Annotated in this window: 11 protein-coding genes; all 11 read right to left on the reverse strand. The window is 71.0% G+C overall.

Annotated elements, in window-relative coordinates:
- Positions 1-4: 4 nt before the first annotated feature.
- Positions 5-1,864 (reverse strand): ABC transporter ATP-binding protein/permease, encoded by a 1,860-nt coding sequence (locus ACFO6S_RS16750; RefSeq protein WP_378418882.1) that lies wholly within the window; start codon positions 1,862-1,864, stop codon positions 5-7.
- Positions 1,865-1,973: 109 nt separating this feature from the next.
- A complete protein-coding gene (locus ACFO6S_RS16755; RefSeq protein WP_378418999.1) occupies positions 1,974-2,855 on the reverse strand; it encodes an acyl-CoA thioesterase in 882 nt (293 codons plus the stop codon).
- Positions 2,856-2,876: 21 nt separating this feature from the next.
- Complete coding sequence (pyk, locus tag ACFO6S_RS16760; RefSeq protein ID WP_378418884.1) at positions 2,877-4,295, reverse strand: pyruvate kinase; 1,419 nt, start codon at positions 4,293-4,295, stop codon at positions 2,877-2,879.
- 144 nt (positions 4,296-4,439) lie between these two features.
- The gene (locus ACFO6S_RS16765; RefSeq protein ID WP_378418886.1) at positions 4,440-5,939 is read right to left on the reverse strand and encodes a glutamate synthase subunit beta; all 1,500 of its coding nucleotides are present in this window, start codon (positions 5,937-5,939) and stop codon (positions 4,440-4,442) included.
- A gap of 136 nt (positions 5,940-6,075) precedes the next feature.
- Positions 6,076-7,071 carry a prolipoprotein diacylglyceryl transferase gene (lgt, locus tag ACFO6S_RS16770; RefSeq protein WP_378418888.1) on the reverse strand — a complete coding sequence of 332 codons (996 nt, stop codon included), beginning with the start codon at positions 7,069-7,071 and terminating at the stop codon, positions 6,076-6,078.
- Positions 7,068-7,871 carry a tryptophan synthase subunit alpha gene (trpA, locus tag ACFO6S_RS16775; RefSeq protein WP_378418890.1) on the reverse strand — a complete coding sequence of 268 codons (804 nt, stop codon included), beginning with the start codon at positions 7,869-7,871 and terminating at the stop codon, positions 7,068-7,070. Before trpA ends, lgt begins: the two co-directional genes overlap by 4 nt.
- Complete coding sequence (gene trpB, locus ACFO6S_RS16780) at positions 7,868-9,121, reverse strand: tryptophan synthase subunit beta (RefSeq protein ID WP_378418892.1); 1,254 nt, start codon at positions 9,119-9,121, stop codon at positions 7,868-7,870. Before trpB ends, trpA begins: the two co-directional genes overlap by 4 nt.
- A gap of 115 nt (positions 9,122-9,236) precedes the next feature.
- Positions 9,237-10,046: an indole-3-glycerol phosphate synthase TrpC gene (gene trpC / locus ACFO6S_RS16785; protein ID WP_378418893.1), complete on the reverse strand. Its 810-nt coding sequence runs from the start codon at positions 10,044-10,046 to the stop codon at positions 9,237-9,239.
- Positions 10,047-10,130: 84 nt separating this feature from the next.
- Complete coding sequence (locus tag ACFO6S_RS16790) at positions 10,131-10,820, reverse strand: TIGR02234 family membrane protein (RefSeq protein ID WP_378418895.1); 690 nt, start codon at positions 10,818-10,820, stop codon at positions 10,131-10,133.
- Positions 10,813-12,390 carry an anthranilate synthase component I gene (locus tag ACFO6S_RS16795; protein ID WP_378418897.1) on the reverse strand — a complete coding sequence of 526 codons (1,578 nt, stop codon included), beginning with the start codon at positions 12,388-12,390 and terminating at the stop codon, positions 10,813-10,815. Before ACFO6S_RS16795 ends, ACFO6S_RS16790 begins: the two co-directional genes overlap by 8 nt.
- A gap of 160 nt (positions 12,391-12,550) precedes the next feature.
- Positions 12,551-13,252, reverse strand: a complete 702-nt coding sequence (locus ACFO6S_RS16800) for a hypothetical protein (RefSeq protein ID WP_378418898.1) — start codon at positions 13,250-13,252, stop codon at positions 12,551-12,553.
- Between the last annotated feature and the right edge of the window lie 70 nt (positions 13,253-13,322).

Raw genomic sequence — 13,322 nt, forward strand, 5'->3', positions numbered from 1 at the left:
CCACTCACACCGACGCCGGCACCGGTGACAGCTCCCAGGGGCCGTCACCGGCCAGCTCCAACTGCCGAGCATGGTGCTGGTCGACGGTGCTCCGGTGACTCACGCTGACCAGCATGCAGTCCGGCACCTCGGTGCGGATCAGGTCGTAGAGCGCGTACTCGAGCCCCTCGTCGACGGCGGAGGTGGCCTCGTCGAGGAAGGCGAGCTTGGGCCGGATCAGCAGGATTCGCGCGAACGCCATCCGCTGCTGCTCGCCGGGCGAGAGGATCTTCACCCAGTCGGCCTCCTCGTCCAGCCGGTCGACGAGGTTTCCCAGCTGCACCCTGCGCAGGGTCTCGCGAATCGTCTCGTCGTCCAGCAGTTCCGGCGTCCCCGGGTAGGCGACGGCCGTGCGCAGGTCTCCGAGCGGCAGGTACGGCAGCTGGGACAGGAACAACGTCTCGGTGCCACCGGGTCGGCGGATCACCCCCTCGGTGAACGGCCACATCTGCGCCAGGCTGCGCAGCAGGGTCGTCTTGCCGCTGCCCGAGCGGCCCTTGACCACCAGGGTGTCCCCCGGCCCCATGCTCAGGTCGAGATCCGCGATCAGCGGCTGGCCGTCCGGCCGGTGGACCTGGATGCCGCTGAGTTCGAGGCCGTCGGCCAGCACCTCGGTCTCGATGGTCGGCAGTTCGCGGGACTGCTGGTCCGCGTCGAGCAGCCCGCTCAGTCGGATCAGGCTCGCGCGGTAGCCGGCGAAGACGTCGTAGGACTCGCGGAAGAACGACAACGAGTCGTGCACCTGGGTGAAGGCCGTCGACGACTGCGTCATGTCGCCGAGGGTGATGGTGCCGGCGAAGAACCGCGGGGCCTGGATGAGGAAGGCGAAGACCACCGAGATCTGGTTGACGACGAGATTCCAGCCGCTGAACTTCAGGGTCCGGAACACGATCCGCCAGAAGTTGACGATCACCGCCGCGAACCGGGACAGCAGTCCGTGCCGCTCAACGCCCTCGCCCCGGTAGAACGCCACGTTCTCGGCGCCGTCGCGCACCCGGACCAGCGCGTACCGGAAGTTTGCGGTGAGCTGCTCGTTCCAGAAGTTCAGCCGGATCAGCGGCCGCCCGATCCAGAACGCCACGATGGTGGAGACCAGCACGTAGCCGAACACCAGGAACACCATGGCCCGCGGAATCTCGGTGCCCCACACGGTCATCGGACCGGACAGGTCCCACAGGATCTTGGTGAACGAGACCAGCGAGACCACCGCGCCGACCGCGCCCATCGACAGGCTGCGGGAGGTCTGCACGAAGTTGGTGATGTCGGTCTCGATGCGCTGGTCCGGGTTGTCGATGCTCGCATCCACGAACCGGCCGCGGTAGTAGGCCCGCCCGTCCAGCCAGTCGGTGGTCACGTGCTCGGTCATCCACAGCCGCCAGCGGATGTCGTAGGCCTGCCCGACGAAGTAGTCGATCAGGCTGCGCACCACGTGGATGGTCGCGAGTATGCCGAACACCAGCAGGCTGTGCCCGAAGGCGCGTTTGGCGAGGTCGCGCGCGCCGGCGTCGCCCTGCGAGAAGGCCTGCGCGGCCATCTGCAGCGAGGTGTACATCTCGTTGCCCTGGTACGAGAACAGCACCGTCATCCGCACCGCCAGCACCGTCAGGAACAGCACCGCCGCGAGCAGTGCGTACACCCGCCAGCTCGCCCGACCGGTGTAGTAGCCGCCGCTGATCCGCCAGAACTGCCTGCCCCATCGGGTCAGCCGGATCAACAGCCACGCGATGAGCACCAGGCACACCGCCGAGATCGCGAACGCCCGCAGCGTCCACAGCAGGCTGGTCACCGCCTCGTTGTTCCAGTCGAGTCCGGATCCTGCAGACATGCGACCCCCGATCAGCCGGGACGAGCGAGTGTTGGCACTCAACTTCGCAATCTAGACCCGGATTCGGTGGCGCGCCTGCCGTCTCGGCCAATCCGCGCCCGCCGGCGCGTCAGCCCTTCTTGGGGAAGTGCCGGATCAGGCCCTCCTGGACCACGGTCGCGGCCAGCTCGCCGGTGCGCGAGAAGAACCGGCCGGTTGCCATCCCGCGGGACCCCGCTGCCACCGGCGACTCCGTCGCGTAGAGCATCCAGTCGTCGAAGCGGAACGGCCGGTGGAACCACATCGAGTGGTTCACGGTGGCCGCGACGATCCGGTCCAGTCCCCAGGCCAGGCCGTGGGTGGTGATGATCGAGTCCAGCACCGTGGTGTCCGAGGCGTACGCCATCGCGGCCACGTGCAGCAGCGGGTCGTCGGGGAGTTCGCCGTCCGCCTTCATCCACACCCGGTTGTGGTTGAGCCGGCCGCCACTGCCCTTCATGATCCAGGCCGGTTCGTTCGCGTAGCGCATGTCGATCGGTTTGAGCGCGTTGACGAACATCTGCAGCCGGTCCTCGAAGCCCACGAGGTGATCACCCAAGGGCGGCAACGACTCCGGGTACGGCACCTCCGGCACCTCGACGGCGTGCTCGAGGCCGCGGCCCGCGTCCTGGAAGGCGGCGAGCATGACGCACAGCTCCTTGCCGTCCTGGTACGCCGTCACCTGCCGGTTGGCGAAGGCCCGGCCGTCCCGGTGCCGGTCCACCCGGTAGACGATCGGTTCCTTGACGTCGCCGCCGCGGATGAAGTGCGTGCTCAGCGCGTGCAGGGGGCGCGAGTCGCCGACGGTGCGGCCGGCGGCGACGATGCCCTGCGACATCAGCTGACCGCCGAAGGTGCGGCTGCCCAGCTGAGCCGCCGCGGGGTGCCGGCCGAGGAACTCGTCCTCGCCGAGTTGCTCGAGGTCGAGAAGGTCGATCAGTACCTCCAGGTCCGCCGACCGTCCGACCTGCATTCCGGCCCCCGCGTCGCTCACCTAGTGGTCCTCTTCGCCGATGCGGTGCACGTGAATGAGGTTGGTGGAGCCCACGGTTCCGGGGGGCGAGCCCGCCACGATGACAACCTGGTCGCCCTTGTTGTAGCGGCCGAGCGAGAGCAGCGCGTGGTCGACCTGCTTGATCATCTGGTCCGTCGTGGTCGCCGCGGGGACCAGGAACGTCTCGGTCCCCCAGGTCAGCGAGAGCTGGCTGCGCACCTCCGGAAGCGGGGTGAACGCCAGCAGCGGCAGGTGGGTGTGCAGGCGGGCCAGCCGACGGACGGTGTCACCGGACTGGGTGAAGGCGACCAGCGCCTTGGCGTCGAGCCGCTCCCCGATGTCGCGGGCGGCGTAGGAGATGACGCCGCGCTTGGTCCGCGGCGTGTGCGTCAGCGGGGGCACCCGCGTCGACTCGGTTTCGACGGCCTCCACGATCCGGGCCATCGTCTGCACGGTCTCCATGACGAACTTGCCGACGGAGGTCTCGCCCGACAGCATCACCGCGTCGGCACCGTCGAGGACGGCGTTGGCGACGTCCGAGGCCTCGGCGCGGGTGGGGCGCGAGTTCTCGATCATCGACTCGAGCATCTGGGTGGCCACGATGACCGGCTTCGCGTTCTCGCGGGCAATCTGGATGGCGCGCTTCTGCACCAGCGGCACCTGCTCGAGCGGCAGCTCGACGCCGAGGTCGCCGCGGGCGACCATCACCGCGTCGAAGGCCAGCACGATGGCCTCGAGGTTCTCGATGGCCTCCGGCTTCTCCAGCTTCGCGATCACCGGGATGCGGCGGCCGATCCGGTCCATCACGGCGTGCACCAGCTCGATGTCGGCAGGTGAGCGGACGAACGAGAGCGCGATGAAGTCGACGCCGAGGTTCAACGCGAACTCGAGGTCCTCGATGTCCTTCTCGGACAACGCCGGCACCGTGACGTTCATGCCGGGCAGCGAGACGCCCTTGTTGTTGCTGACCGGACCGCCCTCGGTGACCACACAGACGACGTCGTTGCCGTCGACGGCGGTGACGGTGAGACCGACCTTGCCGTCGTCGACCAGCAGGCGGTCGCCCGGCCGGGCGTCGTTGGCCAGCTGCTTGTAGGTGGTGGAGACCCGGTCGTGGGTGCCCTCCACCTCGTCGACCGTGATGCGCACCTCCTCGCCGTTCTCCCAGACGGTGCGGCCCTCGACGAACCGGCCGAGGCGGATCTTCGGCCCCTGCAGGTCGGCGAGGATGCCGACAGCCTTGCCGGTCGCCTCGGCGGCGGCGCGGACCCGCACGTAGTTTTCCTCGTGGTCGGCGTGGTCGCCGTGGCTGAAGTTGAGTCGGGCGACGTTCATGCCGCTGTCGACGAGTTCACGGATACGGTCCCCGGTCGCAGTCGCCGGTCCCAGGGTGCACACAATCTTCGTTCGTCGAGTCACAACGACGAGCCTAGTCCGTGAGGACTGCCAACTTCTATTCACTCAGGTTCCCATGCGAATTGGTGTAAATGATTTAACGGATGCGCGACAACCAATTCACCAGGAATTGTCCGAGTGGATTTCTCCGACGGTCGCCCGGTCGGGTCACCGCACCGTGAGGGGCACCGCCATCGGGTGCACCGGGGCAGGCAGGTCCGAGTGACCGGTGAGGTAGACGTCGACGGCCCGGGCGGCCGAACGACCCTCCGCGATCGCCCACACCACCAGCGACGCACCCCGGTGCGCGTCGCCGCAGACGAACACCCCCGACGCGCCGGTCTGCCAGTCCGGACCGCACGAGAGCGCCCCCCGCGAGTTGAGCCGGAGGCCGCAGTCGTCGAGCAATGGCCCGCGCTCGACACCCTCGAATCCGATCGCGAGAAGCGCCAGACCGCACGGCAATTCGAGGTCCCCACCGACATAGACGATGCGACTGCGGCCGGACCGGGTCCGGGTCACCGCGACCCTCGCCACCGCGACCGACCGGACCCGGCCGACCGCGTCGCCGACGAACCCGCGCACGGCCACCTCGAAACGCCGTGTCCCGCCCTCCGCGTGGGCCGGGGTGATGCGCAGCACCAGCGGCCACGACGGCCAGGGCGTGAGCGCCTCGTCCCGGGCGGCCGGCGGTTCGCGGTGGTAGTCCAGCTGGGTCACCGAGGCCGCGCCCTGACGGTGTGCGGTGCCGAGGCAGTCCGCGCCGGTGTCGCCGCCACCGATGATCACCACGTGTTTGCCCTGCGCGCTGACCGCCGTCGGCCCGTCGCCCTCGCATTCCCGGTTCGAACGCACCAGGTAGTCCATCGCCAGGTGCACTCCGACCAGGTCGCGACCCGGCACGGCGTCGTCGCGGGCCCGCAGCGCGCCGACCGCCAAGACCACCGCGTCGAACCCGGATCGCAGCTGTGCCGCCGTCGGGTCGACTCCCACTTCGCAGCCGGTCCGGAACCGAGTTCCCTCGGCGTGCATCTGGTCCAACCGGCGGCCCAGCACGGCCCTGTCCAGCTTGAACTCCGGGATCCCGTAGCGCATCAGTCCCCCGAGCCGGTCGTCGCGCTCGAACACCGTCACCTGGTGCCCGGCCCGGGTGAGTTGCTGCGCCGCGGCCAGACCGGCCGGACCGGACCCGACCACCGCCACCGTACGGCCCGTCTGCACGCGCGCCGGCCGGGGCGGCACCGCGTCGGCCTCCCACGCCGCGTCGGCGATTTCCCGCTCGATCCGCTTGATCGTCACGCTCCCGCCGGAGCGCTCGTCGATCGCGAGCACGCAGGCGCTCTCGCACGGCGCCGGGCAGAGCCGGCCGGTGAACTCGGGGAAGTTGTTGGTCGAGTGCAGCCGGTCGGCCGCCGCCGACCACTGGTGGCGGCTCACCAGGTCGTTCCACTCCGGGATGAGATTGCCCAGCGGGCAGCCGGCGGAATCGGAGTGGCAGAACGGGACCCCGCAGTCCATGCATCGACTGGCCTGTTCCGCGACGTCGCGGGCCCGCTCGGCGGCGGGCTGCGGGGCGTACACCTCGTGCCAGTCCCCGATCCGCTCGTCCGGCGCGCGGAGGGGCGCGTCCCGCTGCGGGACCTTGATGAAGCCCTCGGGGTCAACCACGTGCCGCCTCCACGCTCACCGACATGCGGCGTGGCGCGCGGATGCTCGAACTGGGGTGGGCGTCGCCCGACGGGCAATTCCGGGCGTCACACCCGGTGTGGGAATTTTAGCAGCCGAAACGGCCGGTGCCGGGCCGTCAGGACCCTCCGCCGTCGCTTCCGTCACCGCGTGCCTTGCCCTCCGCGGCCGCGTCCGGCGTGGCCGCCGGACCGTCGGCGTCGTCGGTCGCGACCCCCGCGGTCACCACGCTGCCCGGCTCCCTGGGATGCCGCGGCTGCAACTCCTCGGGTGCCTCGCGGCCCTTCGGCGCCAGCACGAAATAGGCCACCGCGCATGCGAAGACGATCGCGGCGGTGAAGTTGTTGATCCGGATGCCTGCGATCAGGGTGGCATGGTCGTCGCGCATCAACTCGATGAAGAACCGACCCACGCTGTATCCGGCCACGTAGAGCGCGAACAGCCGCCCGTGCCCGATCGCGTACTTGCGGTCCACCCACACCAGGAGCAGCACGATCAGCAGGTTCCACAGCAGCTCGTACAGGAACGTCGGGTGGACCACCTTCTCGACCACCCCGTTCGACGTCCCGGTCAGCATGTCCAGCCGGCCGTACGCGTTGACCCGCTCGTAGATCTCCAGGCCCCACGGCACGGTGGTCTCCCGGCCGTAGAGCTCCTGGTTGAAGTAGTTGCCGATCCGGCCGATCGCCTGTGCCAGCAGCACCGCCGGGGCCAGCGCGTCACCGAAGGCGGGCAGCGGGATGCCCCGCCGTCGGCAGCCGATCCAGGCGCCGACACCGCCGAGCAGCACCGCGCCCCAGATGCCCAGGCCGCCCTGCCAGATCTTCAGCGCGTCGACCGGGTCGCCGCCCGCACCGAAGTAGGTGCTCCAGTCCGTCAGCACGTGGTAGAGCCGACCGCCGACCAGCCCGAACGGCACCGCCCAGATCGCGATGTCGAGGACCGTTCCCGGCTCGCCGCCGCGGGCGATCCAGCGCCGCTCGCCCCAGTACAGGGCGACGACGATGCCCGCGATGATGAAGAGCGCGTAGGCCCGCAGCGGCACCGGGCCCAGCTCCCACACCCCCTGCGGCGGACTCGGAATGTAGGCGAGCAGGTCGACGGTGGAAGTCACGACGCCACGGTAGCCGAACGGACGCCGGCGGCGAGCTCCTCAGTGATCGCGCGCAGCGCCTCGGGACCCTGCGCAACGGCCGTGACCAGCGCGGAGCCGACGATCACGGCATCCGCGTAGGCGCCGATCTCGGCGGCCTGGGCACCGGAGCGGACGCCAAGTCCGACACCGACCGGGATGTCCGAGTGCTCGCGCACCCGGGCCACCAACTCGGGCGCCATGTTGGACACCGCGGCACGGGCGCCGGTGACGCCCATGGTCGAGGTCGCGTAGACGAAGCCGCGGCAGGAGTCGACGGTCATCGCGAGGCGCTCGGCGGTCGACGACGGGGCGACGAGGAAGATCCGGTCCAGGCCGTGCTTGTCCGAGGCCGCGATCCAGTCGGCGGCCTCGTCCGGGATCAGGTCCGGGGTGATGATGCCGAGTCCGCCCGCGGCCGCGAGGTCGCGGGCGAAGTTGTCGACGCCGTACTTGAGCACGAGGTTCCAGTACGTCATGACGACGGCCTTGCCGCCCGCCTTGGAGATGGCCTCGACGACGGTGAACACGTCACGCACCCGGAAGCCGGCGGCGAGCGCCTCGGCGGCGGCCTCCTGGATGGTCGGACCGTCCATCACCGGGTCGCTGTACGGGAGGCCGACCTCGATCAGGTCGCAGCCCGCCGCGACGAGCGTCTCGACGGCCTCGATCGACCGGGGCAGGTCGGGGTAGCCGGCGGGCAGGTAGCCGACCAGCGCGGCCCGGTTCTCGGCCCGGCACTGGGCGAAGAGGTCTCCGAGCTTGGACTGCTGCGCACTCACTTCGTCTGCCCATCCTTGTTGGAGTCGGTGTCGTCGTCGAAGAGGCCGAACCACTTGGCGGCGGTGTCGACGTCCTTGTCGCCGCGGCCGGAGATGTTGACCAGCACGATGGCGCCCTCCCCCAGCTCCTGGCCGAGCTTGAGCGCGCCCGCGAGCGCGTGCGCGGACTCGATCGCGGGGATGATGCCCTCCCGGCGGCTGAGCAGCGCGAGGGCGTCCATCGCCTCGGTGTCGGTGATCGACCGGTACTCGGCGCGGCCGATGTCGTTGAGGTGCGAGTGCTCCGGGCCGACACCCGGGTAGTCCAGGCCGGCGGAGATCGAGTGCGACTCGATGGTCTGGCCGTCCTCGTCCTGCAGCAGGTAGGAGTAGGCGCCGTGCAGGGCGCCCGGGGTGCCGCCGCCGATGGTCGCGGCGTGCCTGCCGGTCTCGACGCCGTCACCGCCCGCCTCGAAGCCGACGAGCCGCACCGACGGGTCGTCGATGAAGGCGTGGAAGATGCCGATGGCGTTGGAGCCGCCGCCGACGCAGGCCGCGATCGCGTCGGGCAGCCGGCCGGTGTGCGCCAGCACCTGGGCCCGCGCCTCGAGGCCGATGATCCGCTGGAAGTCGCGCACCATGGTCGGGAACGGGTGCGGGCCCGCGGCGGTGCCGAAGCAGTAGTAGGTGTTGTGCGCGTTGGTGACCCAGTCGCGCAGCGCCTCGTTGATGGCGTCCTTGAGGGTCGCCGAGCCGGTGACCGCGGGGATCACCTCGGCGCCGAGCAGGCGCATCCGCGCGACGTTCAGCGCCTGCCGCTTGGTGTCGACCTCGCCCATGTAGACGACGCACTCGAGGCCGAGCAGCGCGCAGGCGGTCGCGGTGGCGACGCCGTGCTGGCCGGCGCCGGTCTCCGCGATGACGCGGGTCTTGCCCATCCGCTTGGCGAGCAGCGCCTGGCCGAGGACGTTGTTGATCTTGTGGGAACCGGTGTGGTTCAGGTCTTCCCGCTTGAGCAGCAGGCGGGCGCCGCCCGCGAACTCGCTGAGCCGGGTGGCCTCGTAGACCGGCGACGGACGTCCGGTGTAGTCCCGCTGCAGGCGGTCGAGCTCGGCAAGGAAGGCGTCGTCGCCGCGCGCCTTGTCGTACTCGGCGGTGACCTCCTCGATCACCGCCATCAGCGCCTCGGGGACGTAGCGCCCGCCGTAGACACCGAAGTGACCGCCCGCGTCGGGCTCGTGCGCGCTGCGCTCGGTCACCCCCTCGCTCATGCGGGGAAGGCCTCGGCCCTTGGCGGAAAGTACGGGATCGTCTGCAGTCACCCGTCCAGTCTGCCCCAACGGTGACCTCGGACTCATTCCGGGTCCGCAGGTCACCGGGGTCGGGTCAGCGTGCCGGCTTGGGGCAGGACGGGTGCGCCCCGGCGGCCACCAGGTCCTTGACGGCGGTGCGCGGATCCCCGCTGGTCACCAGGCCCTCGCCGACGAGAACCGCGTCGGCGCCGGCGCCGGCGTACGCCAGCAGGTCGGCGGTGTTCCGCACGCCGGACTCGGCGATCTTGATGACGTTGCTCGGCAGCCCGGGACCGATCCGGCCGAACGTGTCCCGGTCGACCTCGAGAGTCTTGAGGTTGCGCGCGTTGATGCCGATGACGGTGGCGCCGGCCTCGAGGGCACGGTCCGCCTCCTGCTCGGTGTGCACCTCCACGAGCGCGGTCATGCCGAGCGACTCGGTGCGGTCCAGCAGCGAGGCCAGCACCTGCTGCTCGAGCGCTGCGACGATCAGCAGGATCACGTCCGCGCCGTGTGCCCGCGCCTCGTGGATCTGGTACGGCCCGACGATGAAGTCCTTGCGCAGCACCGGGATGCTGACGGCCTTGCGGACGGCGTCCAGGTCGGCGAGCGAGCCCTTGAAGCGGCGCTCCTCGGTGAGCACGCTGATCACCCGCGCGCCGCCCTGTTCGTAGGCGAGGGCGAGTTCGGCGGGGTCCGGAATGCCGGACAGCTCACCCTTTGACGGGCTCGCGCGCTTGACCTCGGCGATCACGGCGATCCCCGGGGTCCGCAGCGCGGCGGCCGCGTCGAGCGCTGCGGGAGCAGCGGCGGCCGCGGCCTTGACCGCGGCAAAGTCGAGTACGGCTTCGCGGGCTGCCACGTCGGCACGCACCCCGTCGAGAATCGAATCGAGAACAGTCATCTTGTCCCGAGTCCTTTCTGGGCAGACCGACGATGTGAGGTAACTCATCGGATTTGGCAAGACTAGATGGCCGCCACGTCTTGACTAACGGCGGGTCGTCGGGTCGTCTGGACGATTGTCCAAATCGTCGGCGCCCGGTTGGTCGTCCTCGGTCGGGTCCTCGCCCGCATCGAGCGCGTCCCAGATCACCCGCTGACTGGGCGGTTCGGCGTCGGCCGCGCGCCGGGTCGCCTCCTCGCGGCGGGCCGCAGGCGCGCTGTAACGCGAGGACAGCCCCTTGCTGGCCCCGGCCTTGCGGATCAGGCCCACCGCGGCGACCAGCGCCAGGACGGCGCCGACCACGACCAGCAGCGCCGGCAGTGGGTACGACGTCGCCCCGAGCACCTCCGCGCGACCCGGCAGGTCGGCGAGCCGGCCGGCCCGCTCCGCATCCGCTCCCCCGACCAGCAGGGACACCGCAGGCACCACGGCCACCACCGCGACGAGGGCCACCAGCAGGCCCACCACCCGCAGCGCCCAGCCGCGGACCGCGAACGACGCGGCGATGGCGGCCAGCAGGGTCAACGCCAGCGGCGTGGTCGCCGCGGCCCAGGTGGCGCCGTTCAGTGCGGTGCTGCGGGCGTCGCCGAGACCGTCCTGCGAGTCCACCCGCACCCACGTCATCCGCGAGGACGCCCACAGGCACAGCGCGGCGACGGCCAGCAGCAGCACCGGCAGCGCCGCCGACGCGCCGGACCCGCGCCGGGCCGGTTCGGTGGCGACCGGGTCAGTCATCGCGTTCTCCGTCAAGCGCGGCGAGGGTTCCCGCCGCGGCGATGGCGCTGAGCACGGCCATCGCCTTGTTCCGCGCCTCGGTGTCCTCGTAGACCGGGTCCGAGTCCGCGACGATCCCGGCGCCGGCCTGCACGTACGCGGTGCCGTCCTTGACCAGTGCGGAACGGATCGCGATCGCGGTGTCGGCGTCGCCTGCGAAGTCGAGGTAGCCGACGATGCCTCCGTAGATGCCTCGCCTGGTCGGCTCGAGCTCGTCGATCAGCTCCATCGCCCGGACCTTCGGGGCGCCGGAGAGGGTGCCGGCCGGGAAGCAGGCGGTGACCGCGTCGAGCGCGTGCTTGCCCTCGGAGAGCCGGCCGGTGACCGTGGAGACCAGGTGCATCACGTGGCTGTAGCGCTCGACGTGCCGGTAGTCGTGCACCTTGACGGTGCCCGGCTCGCACACCCGGCCGAGGTCGTTGCGGCCGAGGTCCACCAGCATCAGGTGCTCGGAGTTCTCCTTCTCGTCGGCCAGCAGGTCCTTCTCGAGCAGCACGTCGTCCTCCTCGGTCTCGCCGCGCCAGCGGGTCCCCGCGATCGGGTGCGTGGTCGCGACGCCCTCCTTGACCGTGACCAGTGACTCCGGGCTGGACCCGACGATGGTGAAGGCGGTGCCGCCGTCGCCGTCCGGGACGTTGACCAGGTACATGTACGGGCTCGGGTTGGACGCGCGGAGCATCCGGTAGATGTCGAACGGGCGCGCGTCGGTGTCCATCTCGAAGCGCTGCGAGAGCACCACCTGGAACGCCTCGCCCGCCTCGATCTCGCCGATCAACCGTCGCACGTCCGCCCCGAAGCTCTCGGTGGTGCGCTGGCGGCGGTAGTCCGGGGCCGGCTTGCTGAAGGTGGCGACTGTGGACGGCGCAGGCGCGCTCAGCGCCCGGGTCATCTCGTCGAGCCGGGCGACGGCGTCGTCGTAGGCCTCGTCGACGCGGTCGTCCGTGCCGTCCCAGTTGACCGCGTTGGCGATCAGGATGATGGCGCCCTCGTGGTGGTCGACGGCGGCCAGGTCTGTGGCCAGCAGCATCACCATCTCGGGGACCTGCAGGTCGTCGACCGCGTGGCTGGGCAGCCGCTCGATCCGCCGGACGATGTCGTAGCCCATGAACCCGACCATGCCGCCGGTCAGCGGCGGCAGGCCCGGAAGCCGTTCACTGCGAAGCAGTTCCAAGGTCTGTCCGAGCGCGACGATCGGGTCGCCGCCCGAGGGGGCGCCGGCCGGGACGTTGCCCTGCCAGCCGGCCTCGCCGTCGACCACGGTCAGCGCGGCGGGGCTGCCCGCGCCGATGAACGACCATCGGGACCAGGACCTGCCGTTCTCGGCGGACTCGAACAGGAAGGTGCCGGGCCGGTCCGCGGCCAGCTTGCGGTACGCCGAGAGCGGTGTCTCGGAGTCCGCCAACACCTTTCGGGTGACCGGCACCACACGGTGTTCGGCCGCGAGGGCGCGGAACTGATCCCTGGTCGTGGTGGAATCGTCCGCGCCGACGACGGCGGCTGCGGAGGGGACGGTGGTTGGCTCGCCGGGCATGCCGCCCATCATCCCAGGAGCGGAGCCCGCGGAGCGACTCAGGTGTCCCAGGAGCGGAGCCCGCGGAGCGACTCAGGTGTCCCAGGAGCGGAGCCCGCGGAGCGACTCAGGTGTCCCAGGAGCGGAGCCCGCGGAGCGACCGGGGCGGGCGGGAACGGTGCTACAGGGTGGCGCGGTCCATCGGCCGGGGCAGGGGCTCGAGCGCCCCGGCCTCCCGTATCCGCCGGTACACCCGCACCACCTCGTCGACGTCCCCCTCGACCGCCACCAGCGCGCCGCCGCCGAACCGCCGGACGGTCGCCCCCAGGTCCTCGGGCAGGCGGCCCGCGCGGCCCGGGGACAGGTAGGCGTGTCGGCCGATGCAGGGGTCGCCGACGGCGAGGTCGGCGTCGTCCTCGAGGGCGTCGAGGATGTCGTCGTCGGTGACGTCGCCGAAGTCCGGTTCCCACACCCGCACGAGCATCGCGAGGAGTTCGGCCTCGGGGACCGCCGCGTCGTCGGGCGCGGCGATCGTCGCCACCAGCGACTGCAGCAGGTACTCGGGGGCGCCGCCGGCGAGACCGCTGATCTCGACGTCCCAGCCCGGCGCACCGGTGGCGGCGACCCTCAGTGCGTCGCCGATGACGTCGGACCAGTCCGCGTCCGCGCGGGCGGCGACGAGGACCCCGCGCAGCGAGTCCCGGTCACCAGTCAGGTCGGTGGGCGGGCCCGAGGGCCGGATCTGCTGCCACGACCGTTCGCGGCCCGGCCCCGGCGCGTCGAGCAGCGCGTCGAACCCGCCCAGGGTGGCGCGCCAGCGGGCTGCGACCGCCTCGACCGGTTCGGGCCGCGGCCCCCAGAACACCCGCACGAGCCGCCGCATCCGCTCCCCTGTCCGGCCCTGCGCCCGAGAACCCCTGCCGCACAGTATTGGACGCCGCGGGCGCACGCGT

This window comes from Rhodococcus kronopolitis (genome assembly GCF_042654025.1).
Classification (GTDB): domain Bacteria; phylum Actinomycetota; class Actinomycetes; order Mycobacteriales; family Mycobacteriaceae; genus Rhodococcus_G; species Rhodococcus_G kronopolitis.

Excerpts from the sequence above, each read along its gene's own strand:
- ACFO6S_RS16750 (WP_378418882.1), bottom strand. The coding sequence starts at position 1,864 with ATGTCTGCAGGATCCGGACTCGACTGGAACAACGAGGCGGTGACCAGC.
- trpB (WP_378418892.1), bottom strand. The coding sequence starts at position 9,121 with ATGAGCGAGGGGGTGACCGAGCGCAGCGCGCACGAGCCCGACGCGGGC.
- ACFO6S_RS16800 (WP_378418898.1), bottom strand. The coding sequence starts at position 13,252 with ATGCGGCGGCTCGTGCGGGTGTTCTGGGGGCCGCGGCCCGAACCGGTC.
- ACFO6S_RS16755 (WP_378418999.1), bottom strand. The coding sequence starts at position 2,855 with ATGCAGGTCGGACGGTCGGCGGACCTGGAGGTACTGATCGACCTTCTC.
- ACFO6S_RS16790 (WP_378418895.1), bottom strand. The coding sequence starts at position 10,820 with ATGACTGACCCGGTCGCCACCGAACCGGCCCGGCGCGGGTCCGGCGCG.
- trpC (WP_378418893.1), bottom strand. The coding sequence starts at position 10,046 with ATGACTGTTCTCGATTCGATTCTCGACGGGGTGCGTGCCGACGTGGCA.
- ACFO6S_RS16795 (WP_378418897.1), bottom strand. The coding sequence starts at position 12,390 with ATGCCCGGCGAGCCAACCACCGTCCCCTCCGCAGCCGCCGTCGTCGGC.